This window comes from Pseudomonas sp. MYb327 (assembly GCF_040438925.1).
Lineage (GTDB): Bacteria > Pseudomonadota > Gammaproteobacteria > Pseudomonadales > Pseudomonadaceae > Aquipseudomonas.
In genome coordinates, this window is sequence record NZ_CP159258.1 from 3,536,565 (window position 1) to 3,558,368 (window position 21,804).

Annotated in this window: 16 protein-coding genes; 5 read left to right on the top strand and 11 right to left on the bottom strand. The window is 59.5% G+C overall.

Annotated features, from left to right (window positions below):
- Window positions 1-47: 47 nt before the first annotated feature.
- From cmk to mtnA, 7 genes are all read right to left on the bottom strand, one after another.
- Window positions 48-737 carry a (d)CMP kinase gene (cmk, locus tag ABVN21_RS15880; protein ID WP_339552703.1) on the bottom strand — a complete coding sequence of 230 codons (690 nt, stop codon included), beginning with the start codon at window positions 735-737 and terminating at the stop codon, window positions 48-50.
- Complete coding sequence (locus tag ABVN21_RS15885) at window positions 734-2,941, bottom strand: bifunctional prephenate dehydrogenase/3-phosphoshikimate 1-carboxyvinyltransferase (protein ID WP_339552909.1); 2,208 nt, start codon at window positions 2,939-2,941, stop codon at window positions 734-736. The genes cmk and ABVN21_RS15885 overlap by 4 nt, the downstream gene beginning before the upstream one ends.
- Before the next feature lie 28 nt (window positions 2,942-2,969).
- On the bottom strand, window positions 2,970-4,082 hold the full coding sequence (gene hisC / locus ABVN21_RS15890) for a histidinol-phosphate transaminase (RefSeq protein ID WP_339552702.1): 1,113 nt from the start codon (window positions 4,080-4,082) through the stop codon (window positions 2,970-2,972).
- A gap of 12 nt (window positions 4,083-4,094) precedes the next feature.
- Window positions 4,095-5,189: a prephenate dehydratase gene (gene pheA / locus ABVN21_RS15895; RefSeq protein WP_027620100.1), complete on the bottom strand. Its 1,095-nt coding sequence runs from the start codon at window positions 5,187-5,189 to the stop codon at window positions 4,095-4,097.
- Complete coding sequence (serC, locus tag ABVN21_RS15900; RefSeq protein WP_339552701.1) at window positions 5,189-6,274, bottom strand: 3-phosphoserine/phosphohydroxythreonine transaminase; 1,086 nt, start codon at window positions 6,272-6,274, stop codon at window positions 5,189-5,191. Before serC ends, pheA begins: the two co-directional genes overlap by 1 nt.
- A 249-nt stretch (window positions 6,275-6,523) precedes the next feature.
- Complete coding sequence (gene gyrA / locus ABVN21_RS15905; RefSeq protein ID WP_339552700.1) at window positions 6,524-9,178, bottom strand: DNA gyrase subunit A; 2,655 nt, start codon at window positions 9,176-9,178, stop codon at window positions 6,524-6,526.
- 426 nt (window positions 9,179-9,604) lie between these two features.
- Window positions 9,605-10,681, bottom strand: coding sequence for an S-methyl-5-thioribose-1-phosphate isomerase (gene mtnA / locus ABVN21_RS15910; RefSeq protein WP_034151025.1), 1,077 nt, complete (start codon window positions 10,679-10,681; stop codon window positions 9,605-9,607).
- A gap of 108 nt (window positions 10,682-10,789) precedes the next feature.
- Between mtnA and ABVN21_RS15915 the strand changes: the two genes are divergently transcribed.
- The 5 genes from ABVN21_RS15915 (at window position 10,790) to ABVN21_RS15935 (ending at window position 15,770) form a co-directional block, all read left to right on the top strand.
- Window positions 10,790-12,121 (top strand): TRZ/ATZ family hydrolase, encoded by a 1,332-nt coding sequence (locus ABVN21_RS15915; protein ID WP_339552699.1) that lies wholly within the window; start codon window positions 10,790-10,792, stop codon window positions 12,119-12,121.
- Window positions 12,122-12,180: 59 nt separating this feature from the next.
- Window positions 12,181-12,879 carry a bifunctional 2-polyprenyl-6-hydroxyphenol methylase/3-demethylubiquinol 3-O-methyltransferase UbiG gene (gene ubiG, locus ABVN21_RS15920; protein ID WP_034151027.1) on the top strand — a complete coding sequence of 233 codons (699 nt, stop codon included), beginning with the start codon at window positions 12,181-12,183 and terminating at the stop codon, window positions 12,877-12,879.
- A 4-nt stretch (window positions 12,880-12,883) separates the two neighbouring features.
- Window positions 12,884-13,555: an N-acetylmuramic acid 6-phosphate phosphatase MupP gene (mupP, locus tag ABVN21_RS15925; protein ID WP_339552698.1), complete on the top strand. Its 672-nt coding sequence runs from the start codon at window positions 12,884-12,886 to the stop codon at window positions 13,553-13,555.
- A 186-nt stretch (window positions 13,556-13,741) separates the two neighbouring features.
- Window positions 13,742-14,482 carry a YciK family oxidoreductase gene (locus tag ABVN21_RS15930; RefSeq protein WP_339552697.1) on the top strand — a complete coding sequence of 247 codons (741 nt, stop codon included), beginning with the start codon at window positions 13,742-13,744 and terminating at the stop codon, window positions 14,480-14,482.
- A gap of 361 nt (window positions 14,483-14,843) precedes the next feature.
- A complete protein-coding gene (locus ABVN21_RS15935; RefSeq protein ID WP_339552696.1) occupies window positions 14,844-15,770 on the top strand; it encodes a GGDEF domain-containing protein in 927 nt (308 codons plus the stop codon).
- 134 nt (window positions 15,771-15,904) lie between these two features.
- Here ABVN21_RS15935 and ABVN21_RS15940 read toward each other — a convergent pair whose 3' ends face one another.
- From ABVN21_RS15940 to ABVN21_RS15955, 4 genes are all read right to left on the bottom strand, one after another.
- Window positions 15,905-16,699 (bottom strand): iron-containing redox enzyme family protein, encoded by a 795-nt coding sequence (locus ABVN21_RS15940; protein WP_339552695.1) that lies wholly within the window; start codon window positions 16,697-16,699, stop codon window positions 15,905-15,907.
- Between the two features lie 46 nt (window positions 16,700-16,745).
- Window positions 16,746-19,205 (bottom strand): EAL domain-containing protein, encoded by a 2,460-nt coding sequence (locus ABVN21_RS15945; protein ID WP_339552694.1) that lies wholly within the window; start codon window positions 19,203-19,205, stop codon window positions 16,746-16,748.
- 150 nt (window positions 19,206-19,355) lie between these two features.
- Entirely contained in the window at window positions 19,356-21,173 is a 1,818-nt protein-coding gene (locus tag ABVN21_RS15950; protein ID WP_339552693.1) for an ABC transporter ATP-binding protein, read from the bottom strand.
- Complete coding sequence (locus ABVN21_RS15955) at window positions 21,166-21,804, bottom strand: DsbA family protein (RefSeq protein WP_339552692.1); 639 nt, start codon at window positions 21,802-21,804, stop codon at window positions 21,166-21,168. Before ABVN21_RS15955 ends, ABVN21_RS15950 begins: the two co-directional genes overlap by 8 nt.

A 21,804-nucleotide genomic window follows, 5' to 3' on the forward strand; every position in this document is an offset into this window, starting at 1 on the left:
AAAAGAAGCGCCCCAGGACTATGACTGGTCCCCTGTGGCCTTCTTGGTCACCCGGCGATATCGCGAATGGCGATCTCGCTCATGATGCGTTCCAACACCTGGTCGATGGACAATTCCGTGGAATCCAGCTGTATGGCGTCAGCCGCCGGCTTGAGCGGGGCTACCGCTCGCTGGGTGTCACGCTCATCGCGTGCACGTATCTCATCTAGCAGACTCGACAGACTAACACCATCGACTTTGCCCTTCAACTGCAAGTATCGACGGCGCGCACGCTCCTCGGCACTGGCAGTGAGAAAAATCTTCAGCGGCGCGTCCGGAAAAACCACCGTGCCCATGTCGCGACCATCGGCCACCAGGCCCGGCGCTTCCTGGAATGCACGCTGGCGCTGTAGCAGCGCTTCGCGTACGGCGGGCAATGCAGCCACTTGGGAGGCGCCGGAGCCGACGCTTTCCGTACGAATGACATCGCTGACTTCGTCACCTTCCAGAATGATTCGTTGCAGCTGGCCTTCCGTTGCTGCAATGAATTGCACATCCAGATGAGCGGCAAGTTTTTTCAGCAACTCTTCATTGGTCAGGTCGACGCCATGGTTATGCGCAGCAAACGCCAACAAGCGGTACAGCGCACCGGAATCCAGCAGACTCCAGCCCAGACGCTTGGCCAGAATCCCGGCGACGGTGCCTTTGCCGGAGCCGCTTGGCCCATCGATGGTGATGACCGGTGCAATGTTTTTCACGACTGAGCCTCTTGGGCGACGCGGATGCCGACCTGCGCGCACAGCGCGAGGAAGTTAGGGAACGACGTCGCAACGTTGGCGCAATCATGGATGCGGATTGGCGCCGCGGCACGCAGCGATGCAACGCTGAAGGCCATGGAAATCCGGTGATCGCCGTGGCCGTGCACTTCGCCGCCACCGATCTGGCCGCCATCAATAATGATGCCGTCCGGAGTCGGTTCGCATTTGACGCCCAGCGCCAGCAAGCCATCAGCCATGACCTGAATACGGTCCGATTCTTTGACCCGCAGCTCTTCGGCTCCGCGCAGCACGGTACGCCCTTCGGCGCAGGCGGCGGCGACGAAGAGCACCGGGAATTCGTCGATGGCCAGTGGAACCAGCTCTTCGGGAATCTCGATACCTTTGAGTTTAGCCGCACGCACTCGCAGGTCCGCTACCGGCTCGCCGCCCACTTCACGCTGGTTTTCCAGGGTGATGTCGGCGCCCATCAGGCGCAGGATGTCGATCACGCCGGTACGGGTCGGATTGATGCCGACGTGCTCAAGCACCAGCTCGGAGCCTTCGGCGATCGAGGCTGCCACGAGGAAGAACGCCGACGATGAGATATCGCCCGGTACTTCGATGTGCGTCGCAGTCAATTTGTTGCCGGACTCGACCGACGCGGTTGCACCGATGACGGTGACCGGGTAGCCGAAGCCGCGCAGCATGCGTTCAGTGTGGTCACGGGTTGGCGCAGGTTCGGTGACGGTGGTCTTGCCTTCGGCATACAGTCCCGCCAGCAACAGGCAGGACTTAACCTGAGCACTGGCCATCGGCATGGTGTAGGTCAAACCTCTGAGCTTGTTGCCACCCCGAATGATCATCGGCGGGCGGCCTTCAGCAGCGGTCTCGATCACGGCACCCATTTCACGCAGCGGATTGGCTACACGATTCATCGGGCGTTTGGACAGCGAAGCGTCGCCGGTCAGGGTGCTGTCGAAGCTCTGCGCAGCCAGCAGGCCGGACAGCAGACGCATCGAAGTGCCGGAGTTGCCCAGGTAGATCGGACCCGGCGCAGGCTTGAGGCCATGCAGGCCGACGCCGTGAATGGTCACGCGACCGTGATGCGGACCTTCGATCACCACGCCCATGTCACGGAAGGCCTGCAAGGTCGCCAGGGCATCTTCGCCCTCGAGGAAACCTTCCACTTCGGTAACGCCTTCAGCCAGGGAGCCAAGCATGATCGAACGGTGGGAAATCGATTTGTCACCTGGTACGCGAATCCGACCGGACAGGCGGCCACCAGGTTGAGCCAGGAAAATCAGATCGTTGGAATTCATAGCGTCCACATAGGCCCGACGGGCCAGGATTTTACTGAAATGCTCGCGGGCAACCCGGGCGCGAGTGAAAACGCCCAATAATTGGTGCCCATCCCCTGCATCGACCGCGTCGCGCAAGGCGTCGAGGTCGCTGCGAAATGTATCGAGTGTGCGCAGGACAGCTTCGCGGTTCGCGAGGAAGATGTCGTGCCACATGACCGGGTCGCTCCCGGCGATTCTTGTGAAATCGCGGAAACCGCCCGCAGCGTAACGGAAGATCTCAAGATTTTCATTGCGCTTGGCCAACGAATCGACCAAACCGAACGCCAACAGGTGCGGCAGATGACTGGTCGCCGCCAACACTTCGTCGTGACGCTCGACCTGCATGTGCTCGACATCGGCGCCCAATTCGCGCCACAAACGGTCGACCACCGCCAAGGCAGCCGGATCGGTTTGATCCAGCGGCGTCAGAATCACTTTATGGCGACGGAACAGCTCGGCATTGGAGGCTTCCACCCCGCTCTGCTCGGAACCGGCAATCGGATGCCCCGGCACAAAACGCGACGGCATGCCGCCAAACGCTTCGGTCGCGGCACGTACCACATTACCTTTGGCGCTGCCGACGTCGGTCAGGATCGCCGCCCCCAAATCCATGCCAGCCAAACGGGCAAGCATTTTTTCCATGGCGAGGATTGGAATCGCGAGCTGAATCACGTCGGCGCCCTGGCAAGCAGCCGCCAGGTCTTCTTCGCAGCGATCCACTACACCCAATTCAACAGCCAGTTTGCGCGATTGCGGATCGAGATCAACGCCAACCACTTCGCGGCACAGACCACTTTCACGCAAACCCTTGGCAAACGAACCGCCGATCAAACCCAGACCGACCACCACCAGGCGCCCGATCACAGGTTCAGCAGATTGCAGTGCGGTGACATCAACCACGGGCCAGAACCTTGGTCAACGCCTCAAGGAAGCGGTTGTTTTCCGCCGGCAAACCGATAGTGATGCGCAGGTGGTTCGGCATGCCGTAGTTGGCTACCGGACGCACGATCACACCTTCGCGCAGCAAGCCCTGGAAGATCGGTGCCGCTTCGCGACCCACATCAACACAGATGAAATTACCTTTGGACGGAATCCAGGTCAGCCCCAGCTCACGAAAACCCGCTTCCAGTTGCTGCATGCCGGCTTCGTTCAGGCGACGGCTTTCCGCCAGGTACTCGGCATCTTGCAACGCTGCACAGGCAGCAGCCAGGGCCAGGCTGTTGACGTTGAAAGGCTGACGGACGCGATTCAGTACATCGGCAACCACAGCGGTGGACAAGCCATAACCGACCCGCAGCGCCGCCAGGCCATAGGCCTTGGAGAACGTGCGCGAAACCAGCAGGTTCGGGTAAGCCGCGAGGAAATCCAGACCGTCCGGCAAGTCGCTGCCTTCTGCGTATTCGATGTAAGCCTCGTCCAGCACAACCAGCACGTGTTCGGGCACATCCTGGAGGAATTCGTCCAGCGCCTCGGTATCGAACCAGGTCCCGGTCGGATTGTTCGGATTGGCGATGAACACCACGCGGGTATCAGCATCGATCGCCGCCAGCATGGCCGGAAGGTCATGACCCCAGTTCTTGGCCGGGATCACTTTTGCCGTGGCACCAACGGCCTGGGTCACGATCGGATAGACCGCAAACGCATGCTCGCTGAACACCGCATTCAAGCCTGGAGCCAGATAGGCGCGGGCGACCAGCTCCAGAATGTCGTTGGAGCCATTGCCCAGCGTCACTTGATTCAGCTCGACGCGGCACTGTTCGGCGAGCAGGGTTTTGAGCGCAAAACCGTTGCCGTCCGGATAGCGGGTCAGTTCAGCCAATTCTTCACGAATGGCGGCGAGTGCCTTCGGGCTGGCCCCCAACGGATTTTCGTTGCTCGCCAGTTTGACGATGCTGGCAGGATCGATATCCAGCTCGCGCGCCAATTCGTCCACAGGCTTGCCCGGAACGTAAGGCGAAAGTTGTTGCACGCCCGGCTGTGCCAGAGCGAGGAAATTGCCACTCATTTGCTACCGCCCTTAGAGAACTGCTTTCGGGTAGGAACCCAGCACTTTGAGTGCTACTGCTTCCTGACTGATCTTTTCCAGCACACCTTTTACCAGCGGATCGCGGTGGTGGCCGACAAAATCGATGAAGAACACGTAGGTCCATTTGCCACTGCGCGACGGACGGGTCTCGATGCGCGTCAAGTCGATGCCATTGTCATGGAACGGCACCAGCAACTCGTGAAGTGCACCAGGCTTGTTGCTCATGGAGACGATAATCGAGGTCTTGTCGTCGCCGGTTGGCGGCACTTCCTGGTTACCGATCATGAGGAAGCGCGTGGAGTTGTCCGGGCGATCCTCGATTTTTTCGGCCAGACGGGTCAAACCGTAAAGGCCAGCCGCCATATCGCCGGCAATTGCCGCCGAGTTCCACTCACCTTTAACCCGCTTGGCCGCTTCGGCGTTGCTGGAAACCGCCACACGCTCGACATTCGGGTAATGCGCGTCCAGCCACTTGCGGCACTGGGCCAGGGACTGGGCGTGGGAATAGATGCGGCTGATGCTGTCGGTCTTGGTGTTTTCACCGACCAACAGGTGATGGTGGATTCGCAGCTCGACTTCGCCACAGATCACCATGTCGTGCTCGAGGAAGCTGTCGAGGGTGTGGTTGACCGCGCCCTCGGTGGAGTTTTCCACCGGCACCACGCCAAAGTTGACCGCACCGGCCGCCACTTCACGGAACACTTCATCGATCGCTGCCATCGGCTTGCTAATCACGGCGTGGCCGAAATGTTTCATGGCGGCAGCCTGGGTGAAGGTGCCTTCCGGGCCGAGGTAAGCCACTTTCAGCGGCTGCTCAAGGGCCAGGCACGAAGACATGATTTCGCGGAACAGCCGCGCCATTTCTTCGTTGCCCAAAGGCCCCTGGTTGCGCTCCATCACACGTTTGAGCACCTGAGCTTCTCGCTCAGGACGATAGAACACCGGCACTTCGCCTTCGGCCAGCGAGGCCATCTTTACTCGCGCGACTTCCTGGGCGCAACGCGCACGCTCACTGATCAGTTCCAGGACTTTAGTGTCCAGGGCATCAATGCGAACGCGCAGTGCCTTGAGTTCTTGCTCAGACATTAGCCGTGTTCCTTCTCGAACTCTGCCATGTACGAAATCAGCGCATTGATCGCGTTGATGTCCACGGCGTTATAGATGGAGGCGCGCATGCCGCCCACGGAACGGTGACCCTTGAGGTTGAGCAGGCCACGTTCGTCGGCGCCAGCCAGGAACGGCTTGTCGAGACGGTCGTCTGCCAGGCGGAACGGCACGTTCATCCACGAGCGGTCCGACTTGTTGATCGGGTTGCTGTAGAGGCCGCTGGCGTCGATGAAGTCGTACAGCGTGCGCTGTTTCACTTCATTGAGCTTGCCGATGGCTTCGACACCGCCCTGCTCTTTCAGCCACTCGAACACCAGGCCGGACAGGTACCAGGCCAGGGTGGGCGGCGTGTTGTACATCGAGCCGTTATCGGCCGCGACCTTGTAATTGAGCATGGTCGGGCATAGGGAACGGGCCTTGCCCAACAGGTCTTCGCGCACGATGTTGACCACGATGCCGCTCGGGCCGATGTTTTTCTGGGCGCCGGCGTAGATCATGCCGAAGCGCGAAATGTCCACCGGGCGCGAAAGAATGTCCGAGGACATGTCGGCCACCAGTGGCACATCACCGGTTTCCGGGATCCACTGGAATTCCAGGCCGCCGATGGTTTCGTTCGGCGCGTAGTGAACGTAGGCGGCGTCTTTCGACAGCTTCCATTCGTTCTGGCCGGGAATGGCGAAATAGTCGTAAGGCTTGGCGGTGGCAGCAACGTTGACGTGGCCGTAGCGCGAGGCTTCTTCGATGGCTTTCTGCGACCAGATACCGGTGTCGATATAGTCGGCCGAGCCGTTTTCCGGCAACAGGTTCAGAGGAATCTGAGCAAATTGCTGGCTGGCACCGCCTTGCAGAAACAGCACTTTATAGTTCGAGGGGATATTCAGCAGATCACGCAGATCCTGCTCGGCCTTGGTGGCGATGGACACGAACTCATCACTGCGATGGCTCATTTCCATGACGGACAGACCCTTGCCATGCCAATCAAGCAGTTCGCCCTGGGCGCGTTTCAGGACAGCTTCAGGAAGCGCCGCAGGACCGGCACAGAAGTTATAGGCTCTCTTGCTCACATCCAATCTCGCTCTGATTTGGTGGTATCACGCAATAAATCGCATTATCAGCCGACACCGGGCCCCTGCTGAAACAGGGATTTGTGGGAGCGAGCCTGCTCGCGATTGCATCACCGCGATACTTCAGACGTACCGTGGCGCCTGCATCGCGAGCAGGCTCGCTCCCACAAGGGATCTCCAGAGGTGTCGATATTTCTTTACGGACAAATAACAAGGGGGCGAATTTTCATCCGCCCCCTGTTTGCCCGCTTATTCCTGTGGTTCTTCGTCGGCGGCGGCGTCGAGTTGCTGGTCTTCGACAACGTCGTCAATCACGACCTCACCGTCGAACTCTACACCCTCTTCACCTTCGAGCTCTTCACCCTCGACTTCCGAAGGCTCCTGGACCCGCTCAAGGCCGACCAGGGTTTCATCCTTGGCCAATTTGATCAGGGTCACGCCCTGGGTGTTACGACCCAGGCTGGAGACTTCATCGACACGAGTACGCACCAGGGTGCCCTGGTCGGAAATCAGCATGATTTCCTCACCATCAAGCACCTGGACCGCGCCGACCAGGCGGCCGTTACGCTCGTTGCTGACCATGGCGATAACGCCCTGGCCGCCACGCTTGTACTCAGGGAACTCGGTGATCGCCGTACGCTTGCCGAAACCACGCTCGGAAGCAGTAAGGATCTCGCTGCCTTCTTCCGGGATCAGCATGGAAATCAGCTTCTGGCCTTCCGGCAGACGCATGCCGCGTACGCCGCGAGCCGTACGGCCCATGGCGCGAACATCGGACTCTTTGAAGCGCGTTACCTTGCCGCCGTCGGAGAACAGCATCACTTCACGCTCGCCATCGGTGATGGCTGCGGAGATCAGCACGTCGCCTTCGTCCAGCTCCAGCGCGATCAGGCCGACGCTGCGTTGACGGCTGAAGGATTCCAGCGGCGTCTTCTTAACGGTGCCTTTGGCAGTCGCCATGAAGATGAAATGACCTTCGGTGTATTCCTCGACCGGCAGCATGGTGGTGATGTATTCATCACTGTCCAGCGGCAGCAGGTTGACCAGTGGGCGACCACGGGCAGCGCGGGACGCTTCAGGGATTTCGTAGGTTTTCAGCCAGTACACCTTGCCCTTGCTGGAGAACAGCAGCAGCGTAGTGTGGCTGTTGGCAACCAGCAGGTGAGCGATGTAATCCTCATCCTTGACGCCGGTCGCCGACTTGCCTTTGCCGCCACGACGCTGGGCCTGGTACGCAGCCAATGGCTGGGTCTTGGCGTAGCCACCGTGGGAAATGGTCACGACGCGCTCTTCTTCCGGGATCATGTCACCCAGGGTCAGGTCGAGACGGGCATCGAGGATCTCGGTGCGACGCACATCGCCGTATTCGGCGCGGATCACTTCCAGCTCTTCGCGGATCACTTCCATCAGGCGCGTGGCGCTGTTGAGGATGCGGATCAGCTCGCCGATCTGGTTGAGGATCTCTTGATACTCGGCCAGCAGTTTTTCGTGTTCCAGACCGGTGAGGCGGTGCAGACGCAGCTCCAGAATGGCTTGCGCCTGTTCTGGCGACAGGAAGTACTTGCCGTCGCGCAGGCCGTATTGCGGATCGAGGTTTTCCGGACGGCACGAATCGGCACCGGCACGTTCCACCATTGCTACCACGGCGGAGGATTCCCAAGGGGTGCTGACCAGCGCTTCCTTGGCTTCCGACGGGGTTGGCGAGGCCTTGATCAGGGCGATGACCGGGTCGATGTTCGACAGGGCAACCGCTTGACCTTCAAGGATGTGTCCACGTTCGCGCGCCTTGCGCAGTTCGAACACGGTACGGCGGGTAACCACTTCGCGACGGTGACGGACGAAGGCTTCCAGCAGGTCCTTGAGGTTCAGGATCCGTGGACGGCCGTCGATCAGTGCAACGATGTTGATACCAAATACGGCTTGCAGTTGGGTCTGAGCGTAGAGGTTGTTGAGGATCACCTCAGGCACTTCGCCACGACGCAGCTCGATCACGACGCGCATACCGTCCTTGTCGGACTCGTCGCGCAGTTCGGTGATGCCTTCAAGCTTCTTCTCTTTAACCAGCTCGGCGATCTTCTCGATCAGACGCGCCTTGTTCAGCTGGTAAGGGAGTTCGGTGATGACGATCTGTTGACGGCCACCGACCTTGTCGATGTCTTCGATCATCGAGCGGGCGCGCATGTAAATGCGCCCGCGACCGGTGCGGTAGGCTTCGATGATGCCGGCGCGACCGTTGATGATCGCGGCGGTCGGGAAGTCCGGGCCGGGGATGTATTGCATCAATTCATCGACGGTCAGCTCGGGATTGTCGATGAGCGCCAGGCAACCGTCGATGACTTCACCGAGGTTGTGCGGCGGAATGTTGGTCGCCATGCCCACGGCGATACCGCTGGAGCCGTTGACCAACAGGTTGGGAATACGGGTCGGCATGACCGCCGGGATCATTTCGGTGCCGTCGTAGTTCGGCACCCAGTCCACGGTTTCTTTATGCAGGTCAGCCAGCAGCTCGTGCGCCAGCTTGGTCATGCGCACTTCGGTGTATCGCATGGCCGCGGCGTTGTCGCCGTCCACCGAACCGAAGTTACCCTGGCCGTCTACCAGCAGGTAGCGCAGGGAGAATGGCTGCGCCATCCGAACGATGGTGTCGTACACCGCGGTATCACCGTGCGGGTGATATTTACCGATCACGTCACCGACAACACGGGCAGATTTCTTGTACGGCTTGTTGAAGTCGTTGCCCAGCTCGCTCATCGCGAACAGCACGCGCCGGTGCACGGGCTTCAAGCCATCGCGCGCATCCGGCAGTGCCCGCCCGACAATTACGCTCATTGCGTAGTCGAGGTAGGACTGCTTCAGCTCGTCTTCGATATTGACCGGGAGGATTTCTTTGGCCAGTTCGCCCATGAGAAGCCTGATTCCTTTTTCTGGTGAAACTTCGTCATATCCATATGGGACCAACGAAGCTCGCCGATACAGGCTGAGTGCCATGCACCGACTTACGACAAATCAACGAGTTATTCCATGGATCTGCGCAGTACGGGTCGCCACTTCTGGCAACCCTGGAAACCGCCGGATGTTATCACAAGAGCCGCCACGCACCTATCCCCCAGATGCGCATGGAGAGTAGTTAGTTGACCGATGACAGGCTTGAAGGGGACGAGAGAGGCTTAGAGCCGCTGCGAATGCAGAATTCGGGGACGAATTACGGATGTTTATTGACTTTTAAGCCCTAATCGCCGGCAGGCTGGCTCCCACATTGATCTATGTCGATCACAATACCTGTGGGAGCCAGCCTGCTGACGATGACGTCCTAACGAACGCCACAGCCAATCAATGCAGACGCTTGCGGCACATCAACTGCGCCATTTTCGCGGTATCCGGACGTTCGACGATGCCTTTTTCGGTGACGATCGCATCGATCAGATCAGCCGGAGTCACGTCGAACACCGGGTTGAACGCCTCGACATCCGCCCCGACGCGCTTGCCACCCACTTCCAGCAACTCGCGACCATCACGTTCTTCAATCGGAATGTCGTCGCCACTCGCCAGGTTCATGTCGATGGTCGAACTCGGCGCCACCACCATGAAGCGCACGCCGTGGTGCATGGCGTTCACCGCCAGTTGATAAGTGCCGATTTTGTTTGCCACATCGCCATTGGCGGTGATCCGGTCCGCGCCGACGATGACCCAGGTAGGGCCCTTGGTCTTCATGATGTGCGCCGCGGCGGAGTCAACATTGAGGGTAACGGGGATGCCTTCGTTGGCGAGCTCCCACGCGGTCAGTCGCGAGCCCTGCAGCCATGGACGGGTTTCGTCGACATAAACTCGCTCGACCATACCCTCGATGAATGCGCCACGAATCACACCCAGCGCCGTGCCGAAACCGCCGGTGGCCAGCGCGCCGGTGTTGCAGTGGGTCAGGATCGCCTGGGCGTTGCCCTGGTGCTTGCGGATTAAGTCCACACCCAACTGCGCCATGGTCAGGTTGGCTTCGCGATCACTCTCATGAATGGCGATCGCCTCGGCTTCCAGCGCGACCAGCGGGTCGGCATTTTCTTTCAGCCGATCAAGCCTGTCGTGCATTCGGCCCAGCGCCCAGAACAGGTTGACCGCAGTGGGACGGGAGTCGGCGAGCAGCATGAAATCCTCTTCCAGCGCCGCGTACCAGTCACCACCTTCGGCCAACCGGGCGCGGGCAGCCAGGACGATGCCATAGGCCGCACTGATCCCGATTGCCGGCGCACCGCGCACCACCATCGAACGAATGGCCTCCGCCACGCCAGCCGCGCTGGTATAAGCGATCCAGGTTTCCTCGAACGGCAAAATACGCTGATCCAGCAGGTAAAGGGCGCCATCACGCCAATCGATGGCCTTCACTTTCTCCGCAGCCAACAGTCGATCGCGCATCCCACACCCCGCACTCATGAACAAAAGCCGCCGATTATAGCGATCCCCCCGCGAAGACGCTCGGGTATACTTCGCCATCCTTTACAAAAGCACTGGAACCCACCCTCGATGCCGAACACTGCCGCTGCGCTCGACCTGTTATTGCTGCCAACCTGGCTGGTACCCGTCGAACCCGCTGGCGTTGTCCTCAAAGATCATGCATTGGGCATCCGCGACGGGCGCATCGCATTCGTCGGCCCACGTTCCGCCGCCCTGAAGCTTAACGCAACCAAAGTCTGTGAACTGCCGGACATGCTGCTCAGCCCGGGCCTGATCAACGCCCATGGGCATGCGGCAATGACTCTTTTCCGCGGGCTGGCCGATGACTTGCCCCTGATGACCTGGCTGGAAAACCACATCTGGCCAGCCGAAGCCAAGTGGGTCGACGAGGATTTCGTCCGCGACGGCACCGATCTGGCCATCGCCGAACAACTCAAAGGCGGCATCACCTGCTTCTCTGACATGTATTTCTTCCCGAAGGTTGCCAGCGAACGCGTGCACAACAGCGGCATTCGCGCGCAAATCGCGATTCCGATCCTCGACTTCCCGATTCCGGGTGCCGCCACGGCAGACGAAGCCATTCGTCAGGGCGTCGAGTTGTTTGGCGATCTCAAGCACCACGAACGCATCAAAGTTACTTTCGGCCCTCACGCGCCCTACACCGTGGGCGATGAAAACCTGGAAAAAATCCGGGTGATCGCCGAAGAGCTGGACGCCTCGATCCACATGCACGTGCATGAAACGGCCTTTGAAGTGCAGCAGTCGGTCGAACAACGTGGCGAGCGGCCGCTGGCCCGACTCGCGCGCCTGGGCCTGCTGGGACCGCGCTTCCAGGCCGTTCACATGACCCAGATCAGCGAGGAAGACCTCGCGCTGCTGGTAGAAAGCAACACCAGTGTGATTCATTGCCCGGAGTCGAACCTGAAGCTGGCCAGTGGTTTCTGCCCGGTGGAGCGCTTGTGGCAGGCCGGCGTGAATGTCGCCGTCGGCACCGATGGCGCCGCCAGCAACAATGACCTGGACCTGCTGGGCGAAACCCGCACCGCCGCCCTGCTGGCCAAAGCTGTCGCGGGCTCGGCCACCGCGCTGGATGCCCATCGCGCCCTGCGCATGGCCACCCTCAATGGTGCCCGCGCGCTGGGAATCGAAGCTGAAGTAGGTTCGCTGGAAGTCGGCAAAGCCGCCGATATCGTGGCGTTCGACCTCTCCGGCCTGGCTCAGCAACCGGTCTACGACCCGGTTTCGCAGCTTATCTATGCAACCGGTCGAGACTGCGTGAAGCACCTGTGGGTCGCCGGCAAACAACTGCTCGACGACCGGCGCCTGACGCGCCTGGATGAAGAACAATTGGTCACCACCGCCAAGGCGTGGGGCCAACGCATCAGCGGCCGTACCGAATAGTTAGCCCCCCGGACTCAACGCCGGGGCAACAGGATTTTTCAAGTTTTAGAGGACTGAACATGAGCAACGTCGACTACGCCGAAATCGCTAAATTCGAAGCCCTGGCCCATCGCTGGTGGGACCGTGAAAGCGAGTTCAAACCGCTGCACGACATCAACCCGCTGCGCGTCAACTGGATTGACGAACGGGTCAATCTGGCCGGCAAGAAAGTCCTCGACGTCGGTTGCGGCGGCGGCATCCTCAGCGAAGCCATGGCCCAACGCGGCGCCACAGTAACCGGCATCGACATGGGCGAAGCGCCACTGGCGGTCGCGCAATTGCATCAGCTGGAATCAGGCGTAAATGTTGAATACCGGCAGATCACGGCCGAAGCTCTGGCCGAAGAAATGCCCGAGCAATTCGACGTGGTCACCTGCCTGGAAATGCTCGAACACGTGCCGGATCCGTCCTCGGTGATCCGCGCCTGCTTCAAAATGGTCAAGCCCGGCGGCCAGGTGTTTTTCTCCACCATCAACCGCAACCCGAAGGCGTACCTGTTCGCCATCGTCGGCGCCGAATACATCATGAAGCTGCTGCCACGCGGCACCCACGACTTCAAGAAATTCATCCGCCCTTCCGAGCTCGGTGCCTGGAGCCGCATGGCCGGCCTGACCGTCAAGGACATCATCGGCCTGACCTACAACCCGCTGACCAAACACTACAAACTGGCGTCCGACGTGGACGTCAACTACATGATCCAGACCCTGCGCGAGGAGTAAGCCGATGCGTATCAGAGCAGTTCTTTTCGACATGGACGGCACCCTGCTCGACACCGCGCCGGACTTCATCGCGATCTGTCAGGCGATGCGTGCCGACCGCGGCTTGCCACCGATCAACGACAAACACATTCGCGACGAGATCTCCGGCGGCGCCAAGGCGATGGTCGCGGTGACCTTCTCCATGGACCCGGAATCGCCAGGCTTCGAGGAGCTGCGACTGGAGTTTCTCGAGCGGTATCTGGTGGGTTGCGCTGTCCACAGCAAGCTGTTCGATGGCATGGCTGAATTGCTGGCCGACATCGAGAAGGCCAACCTGATCTGGGGCGTGGTCACCAACAAACCGCTGCGCTTCGCCGAGCCGATCATGCAACAACTAGGGCTGGCCGAGCGGTCGGCGCTGCTGATCTGTCCGGACCACGTGAAGAACAGCAAACCGGACCCGGAGCCGTTGATCCTCGCGTGCAAGATGCTCGACCTCGACCCGGCCAGCGTGCTGTTCGTGGGTGATGACCTGCGCGATATCGAATCGGGCCGCGATGCCGGCACCAAGACTGCGGCGGTGACCTTCGGCTACATCCACCCGGACGATAACCCGCGGCACTGGGGTGCTGACGCGGTGGTCGATCATCCACTGGAGTTGCGCAAGGTCCTTGATAGCGCGCTCTGCAGCTGCTGATCGCGAAGGCTTTTGTGGTGAGGGAGCTTGCTCCCGCCGGGCTGCGAAGCGGCCCCTTTGCGATACGCCTGCAATCTGACAGGCACACCGCATTTGCAGGCTTCACGGCTGCTGCGCAGTCGAGCGGGAGCAAGCTCCCTCGCCACAAATGCGATGCCTGCCTACTGAATTGTTGTGAGGTTTCTTATGTTTGATTATTCCGCCCGCCCTGATCTGCTCAAGGACCGGGTCATCCTGATCACCGGTGCCGGCCGTGGCATCGGTGCTGCCGCCGCGAAAACCTACGCCGCCCACGGTGCCACCGTGCTGTTGCTGGGAAAGACCGAAGCCAACCTGACCCAGGTCTACGACGAGATCGAAGCCGCCGGCCACCCGCAACCGGCCGTGATCCCGTTCAATCTGGAAACCGCCCTGCCCCATCAATACGATGAACTGGCGGCAATGATCGAAACCGAATTCGGCCATCTCGACGGTTTGCTTCACAACGCCTCGATCATTGGCCCGCGCACGCCGATCGAGCAGTTGTCCGGCGAAAACTTCATGCGCGTCATGCAAGTCAACGTCAACGCCATGTTCATGCTTACCAGCACCTTGCTGCCGCTGCTCAAGCTGTCTCAGGACGCCTCGGTAGTGTTCACCTCCAGCAGCGTGGGCCGCAAGGGCCGTGCGTATTGGGGCGCCTATGGGGTCTCCAAATTCGCCACCGAAGGCCTGATGCAAACCCTCGCCGACGAAGTCGACACCGTGGCGCCAGTGCGCTCCAACAGCATCAACCCGGGGGCAACCCGTACCAGCATGCGTGCCCAGGCGTATCCGGGTGAAAACCCGCTGAACAACCCGACGCCGGAGGAGATCATGCCGGTCTATCTTTACCTGATGGGCCCGGACAGCACCGGCATCAACGGCCAGGCCTTAAACGCTCAGTAATACCGTGCGTCGCTTATGTGCCGCGCCGATGTCCCGTCGCGGCACATCCAACGCCCTTGGTTTTCAGTCAAACAAATGTCGCAATAATTCGAAAACCCCTCCAGCAGTCCTCCACTACGTTGATTTATAAGCGTTTTATTTAAATTGAGTCGATTGGCACGACTTTCGCTCTACATGTATTCAGAACATGCAGGGCGAAAGCAGCAGCGGCAGGAATGAACTGGGCAGTTACAAAACTTGTACAAAGCAGATTAAACTTGTACGAAATGTCCTACGGGACTGACGGATCAGTACGACGCGCTGCCCAAAGCCGCTCTCACCCAGCTTGTAAGACAGCTTTCTGTTCAAGGGCGCACGCCATATGAAATCACCTTCCCAGACCAACGCAATTGACTTCGATAGTGCCAAATTGCAACGCCTGGGCTTTGGTCAGCAGCAAACCACTCTGGAAAGGCCGATCAGTCTCGCGCAACTGCGCCAGCAACTCGGCATGCAGCTGCAAACCAGTCTTGAGCCACAACGCATTCTCGGTTTGTTCTTCCGCGAAATTCAGCGACTTGTTCCCCTCGATGCCTTGAGCTACCAACACACGAGCAGTGACTTGCGCCTGGAGTTCGGGCACCGAGGCCACCACTCGATCAGCTACAGCCTCAGCCACGAAGGCGAACACTTGGGCGAATTGGAATTCCGCCGCAACCAGCGTTTCAGTGAGCAAGAGCAGGGTTACCTCGAATCGCTGCTGGCCTCGCTGCTTTACCCGATGCGCAACACCCTGCTCTACCGCGCAGCCACCCAAAGCGCATTGCGCGACCCGCTGACCGACACCGGCAACCGCATCGCCATGGACCAGACGTTGACGCGGGAAATCGAGCTGTCTCGGCGTCACCTGCAACCCCTGTCGCTGCTGATGCTGGACATCGACCATTTCAAACAGATCAATGACACCCACGGACACAGTGCCGGCGACGACGTTCTCAGGGCCGTTGCCGCCACGATCAAAAGCCAATTGCGCAATGTGGATATGGTGTTTCGCTTCGGGGGCGAAGAGTTTTTGATCCTGCTGTCCAACACCAGCCGGGAAGCGGCGGCCCTGGTCGGTGAGCGACTGCGGATTGCTGCGCAAGCCGAGGAATATGTTGCGGATGGCCGCTCGATCGAACTGACCGTCAGCCTGGGCTGTTCGACACTGCTACCCGGTGAGTCGGTGGAGAGCTTGTTGCGACGGGCCGACAATGCGCTGTATGTCGCCAAGCGCGAGGGGCGTAACCGGTTGGCGATGGCAGGCTGAGATTTCGGTAGCACTGAAATCCAGTGGGAGCGAGCCTGCTCGCGATAGCGGTTCATCATTCAACATGGATGTTGTCTGACACTCCGCTTTCGCGAGCAAACTCGCTCCCACAGTTGTATTGCGTTTGCCCTAGATCAACTTTCCGCCAGTGCCAACCGCTCACGGGCTACTGGCGCTCTTTCAGCGTTTTCCAGTTGCATGCAGCGTTCCAGGAACAGGAACATGTAGTCATAGCTTTTGCACACCGCCGAACGCAATTCGTCCTGAAGGGACTTGCTCGGATTCATGCCCGCCAGCGTGCAGATGATTTCCAGCGCTTCCCATGGATGGGCATCGTCATACTGGGCGTGCATCTTCAGCCACTTCATCGCGCGCTTGCGATCTTCTTCCGGGAATGACGCTGCGTATACGCCGTTGGAACAGACCACCGCCGACCATTCTCCGGTCGCACCTTCAATGGCGTAGTTGGTGGCAGCAATGGCCACAATCAGCGAATCCGCCGAACTGGTATGCCAGCACCAATGGCTCAAGGCGTGAAGCTCAGGGGCCACCTGTTGCGCTTGCAGATCTTCCAGGGTGACGCCGTGTGCACGGCTCCAGTTCACCCAATAATCGGCATGGTTCAATTCGACTCGAATATTGCGCATCAGCCAGCGACGCGCCATGTCTTCGCCCGGATGCCGGGCAAAACGGGTCTTGGTCAGGTTTTGTGCCATGTATAACGCGAACTGTTCGACCACCGGCCAGCCACCGATGAGGTACTGGCGCATGGTCTTTGCACTGAGCTTGTTGTCACGCATGCGCTGATACAGTTCGTGTTCGACAACCCGGCGCTTGCTCTCGCTGCAATCCTGAATCAGGCGCTGGGCCCATGCGGGATAACTTGCGGCTTCCATGAGTGGTCCGGTTCGGTTGAATGTGTCGATCACTGTCGGGCTCCTTTTGATTGTGATTGTTTTGGATCAGCGAGAGATTTCAACGGAACGTGCCAGGCGCCTTGAACAACAAAGGCTGAGGCCTGGCAGGACGACTTTGCAAACTATCGCAGGTAAACAGTTGCGGGCGTTCTATAACATACCCTTGAGCGTAATCCACCCCGATCTCCAGCAATGCCTGCTCGATCTGGGGCGTCTCTACAAACTCGGCAATCGTACGCTTACCCATGACATGGCCGATGTGATTAATCACCTCGACCATGGCGCGGTTAATCGGGTCGTCCAGCATATCCTTGACAAAACTCCCGTCGATCTTCAGGAAGTCTACAGGCAAATGTTTCAGATAAGCGAATGAGGACATACCGGCGCAAAAGTCGTCCAGCGAAAAGTGACAGCCTAAGCCTTTGAGCTCATTAATAAATCTGATTGCGCTGCCCAAATTGGAAATTGCACTGGTTTCCGTGATTTCAAAACAAATCATTTCAGGCGGGATCGAATAAGTAACGAATTGTTCACGCAAGAAGTCCAGAAACGCCTCATCCCCAATGGTCGTGCCTGACAGATTGATCGCACACATGGCCAACGGCTCTTTGTGTTTCTCGTCGCGGCATTGAGCAATGATCTTGAAAACATTCTGCACAACCCAGCGATCAAGCGAGGTCATCAGGCCATAACGCTCGGCCGCCGGAATAAAGCTGTCGGGCAAGATCATGCGCCCTGCTTCGTCGTGCAGGCGCAGGAGTATTTCGATATGCCCGCTGCCCGGATCGGTATGGCCCAGGGGTGCGATTTCCTGGGCGTACAGACAAAAACGGTCTTCTTCCAGCGCCATGTGCAAGCGTTGCACCCAGGCCATTTCACCGAAGCGCAAGGACAGTTCCGAATCGTCGGGATGATAGACCTGAACACGGTTGCGACCTTTTTCCTTGGCCATGTAGCAGGCCATGTCGGCAGCGCGCAACGAGGCTTCGAGGGTGGTCGGATTATGGGCGACGTGCACCAGCCCGATACTGACGGTCGTCACGAAAGGTCGTCCTTTCCAGACAAAATGCAGGTTTTGCACGGTTTGGCGCAAGCTCTCGGCAATTTTCTCAGCGGAATCAACGGTGCAGTTTTCCAGCAGGATGCCGAACTCGTCGCCGCCGAGCCGGGCCAAGGTATCGCTCTCACGCAAACCGGATTGCAACAGCGCGCAGATGTGCCGCAGTAATTCGTCACCCGCCGCATGGCCGCAGGTATCGTTGACCAGTTTGAACTGATCAAGATCGAGGAACATCAAGGCATGTCGCCCCGACTGCCGCGTCAGGGTATGCAGCGCCTGCTCCAGGCGATATTCGAACTCGCGGCGATTGGCGAGCCCGGTCAGCGCGTCATGGGTAGCCTGCCAGGACAGATTGGCAATGTATTGCCGCTCCTGAGTCATGTCGTGCAACACCAGTACGGCACCGCTGACTTTGCCAGCGTTGCGGATCGGCGCGCCGACCAGCGTTACCGAAACGGTGCTGCCGTCCACCCGTTGAATCAGTTTTGAATGCTCACTGCCACCGCTGAGCTGACCACTCAGAATGCGCTCGATCAAGGTAAAACCATCGGACTGAGCGTTCTCGTCCAGCAAATTGAACAACGCTGCCAGCGGCAATCCCGCCGCGTGCTCGGCTTTCCAGTGGGTCAATGCTTCAGCCGCCGGATTCATGTAGGCGATGGCGCCTTCGACATCCGTAGTGATCACCCCGTCGCCAATCGATTGCAGGGTGATCTGCGCCCGGTCTTTCTCCAACTGCAAGGCGTCGGCGAAGGCATGGCGTTGTTTAAGCAGTTTATGGGTGCGCATCAGGGCCAATGCGATCAAGCCCAGGGCCGTGGCGATGTTCGTCACCAGCAGTAGGCGAAGAATGACCCGCGAGCCCTCGCCCAGGGCATCACTGAAGGCTTTCGCTGCGGGAGTCACCTCATCATTGATCGCAAAAATCTGTGATTTCCAGCGCTGGATATCGGCGTCGGAAGCCGGAGTCGCGGTGATGTGCTGATGCATGTCCTGCGCAACGTCATCGAGCTTGACCAGATAGGCGTCACCCACCGTCCAGAGATCGATGGCTTTTTCGAGGTAACTGAAGTGGCGGAAATTGAGGTACAGCCAGATCAGGCTGGAAACGTCATCCGGATGGTTACCGCCCTTGAGAATCGCCAGCCGTGCGGCCTCGATATTCGGCGGTTGATGATCGAGTGCCACACGCAACTCGTGGCCGCCCTGAGGCACGGCGATCGCCGCCTGGTACTTCTGAAAAATCGCTTCGTCGCGGTTGTCCGCGTAAAGGTTGAGGTAATAGATGGCGTCTTTCTGGCCCTTGGACCAGAGGCTTTCGCCGGCGACATAGCCGCGAACCGCCGACAGTACGTAGAGGCTGACTCCACCCAACAGGGCCTGAAACACCACAACGGCGATAAATGGCCAGACTATGCCCAATAGCCGAGGCGTTCCGAGTGTCCGCGTTTGATTCATGAGGTCCCTTGCATTAGCACTACTTGATCGTCTTCCGGACGAAATCGCTACAGCTAGACTAGGAGGCGTTCGCATTCCCGGCAAGTGTCAAGCCTGCGCCATTCAGGCACAGCATACTGGAGGTGAACCAGAAACAAACGCTTACAGACATCAGTGCTGTTGTAAATGCCCATACAACTTGGCGTACAAACCACCATCGGCAATCAACTGCTGATGGTCGCCGTCCTCGGCAATTTGCCCGCCGTCGAACACCAGCACCCGGTCGGCCTGTTTCACGGCCGAAAGTCGGTGGGCAATGATCAATGTAGTGCGATTGCTCAGGAACCGCGCCATTGCCTGATGCAGGTTGTATTCGGTGGCGGCGTCGAGCGCCGAGGTGGCTTCATCGAGAATCACCACTTTCGGTTCCGCCAGGACCATTCGCGCAATCGCCAGGCGTTGCCGCTGCCCGCCGGACAGGCGCACGCCGGAACGCCCGACGATACTGTCCAGACCATTGGGCAACTCGCGAATCGTGGCGTGCAGTTGCGCGATTTCCAGCGCCTGCCAGCAAGCCTCGTCGCTGCGTTCGCGGCCCATGGTCAAGTTGGCGCGCACGGTGTCGTTGAACAACGCCGGATGTTGCAGAACCACGGCGACGTTTTCCCGCACGGTTTCCAGGCCGATCTCTTGTTGGGTCGAACCACCAAAACGGATGGTTCCGGCCAGCGGCGTGTACAGGCCCAGCAGCAATTGCACCAGCGTGCTCTTGCCGCCGCCGCTGGCTCCGACGATCGCGACTTTTTCACCGGGGGCGATGGACAGGTTCATCTGGTTCAACACCAGTTCGTCGCCGTAGCCGAAACTCAGGCCCTGAACCTCGATACCCACGGTCTCGCGACCGTTGAACGGGTCGACGCCTTTCGGGTATTGCGGCTCATCAGCGCGGGACAACAACTCGTTGATTCGCGACAGCGCACCACCGGCGGCGTAATAGGCGTACTGCAAGTTCAGCAATTGCTCCACCGGACCGATCATGAACCACAGGTAGCTGAACACCGCGAGCATCTGGCCGATGGACAGGTCGGAAAACAGCACCGTGAGCATCGCGGCGGCGCGGAAAATATCAATGCCGAACTGGAACAGCAAACCGCTGGCCCGGTTCGAGGCGTCGGTTTTCCATTGCGAATTCACCGCGTAATCCCGCACTTCCTTGGCGCGCAGGCCCAAACGGCCGAGGAAAAACCCCTGACGGTTGCCGGCGCGAACCTCCTGGATGGCATCCAGGGTTTCGGTCAACGCCTGGGTGAACCGTGAAGTGCTGTCGTTCTCGAGTTTCTTCAGGTGCTTGACCCGCTTGCCCAACTGCACCGTGGCGTAGATCACCAGCGGGTTGAACAGCAGAATCAGGAGCGCCAGCTTCCAATGCATCCACATCAGAATGCCCGCCGTGCCGACGAGCGTCAGCATGGCGACGAGGAAACGGCTGAGAGTTTCGCCGACGAATTTATCCAGGGTGTCGAGGTCGGTCACCAAATGCGTGGTCACCGTGCCGCTGCCCAGGCTTTCGTATTCACCCAGAGAAATGCGTTTGAGCCGTTCGATCAGGCGGATGCGAATGCGATACACGATGTCCTTGGCCAGCCCCGCGAACAATCGCGCCTGCACGACGTTGAACAGCAATGCGGCACAGCGTAGGGCCAGGGTTACCAGCAGCATCAGGCCGATGTAGCCTGCAGCTTTTTGCCAGACCGCCGGCAGCGCGTGGTTCATGACTTTCAGTGCAGCGTCGCCATGGCCCAGCAGCACCTCGTCCACCAGCAACGGCAACAGCAACGGAATGGGTACGCTGCACAGGGTCGCCAGTACGGCAACGCCATTGGCGATCCACAGGGATTTCTTGTGATGAAGGGCAAGACGACGGATTTCTGCCCAGCTTAATCGGTCGACACGTTTAACAACCGGAGTGTCGTCGGGCAGATCATGCACAGGCAGCGCGCTCCAGCCAGCGACTGAGCAGCGGTGACAGCACACTGAACGGTTGATAGCCATTGGTCAGCAGCGCCAATTGACCATCTCGCTCAGCCAACAAGGTAGGGAAACCGGCAATGCCCAGGTCCTGTACCCAGGTAAAATCAGCATTCGTCGCGGCGTGTGTATCGGCGCGATCGAAGGCAGCGGCGAACTCGATGCGCGGCAGGCCCGCGCGCTCCGCCAACTCAACCAGTACGCTGGCGTGGGTCACGTCGCGCCCTTCGGCATAAAACGCACTCTGAATCAGCCCGAGCAGTTTCCACGCACAATCCGGCGCCAGGCCGCGTGCCGTCACCAGCGCGCGGCAGGCGGGTTCGGTGTCGTAGACGAATCCATCAGGCAAGGCGCCTTCGCGTTTGAACGGCTGGCCGGTGGCCTCGTTGACCGCTTGCCAGTGCTCAAGGATGTAGCGCCGGGTGGTCGGTTCAAGCGCCGAACCGCTGCCGGTGCGCAAGCCGCCCACCACCAGATGTACATCCACGCCCGCGGCCGCTGCCTGCTCGACCAATGCGTTTGCAACCGGGGCAAAGCCCCAGCACCAGGAGCACATCGGATCCATCACATAGAGCAGGCGGCACGCAGACAT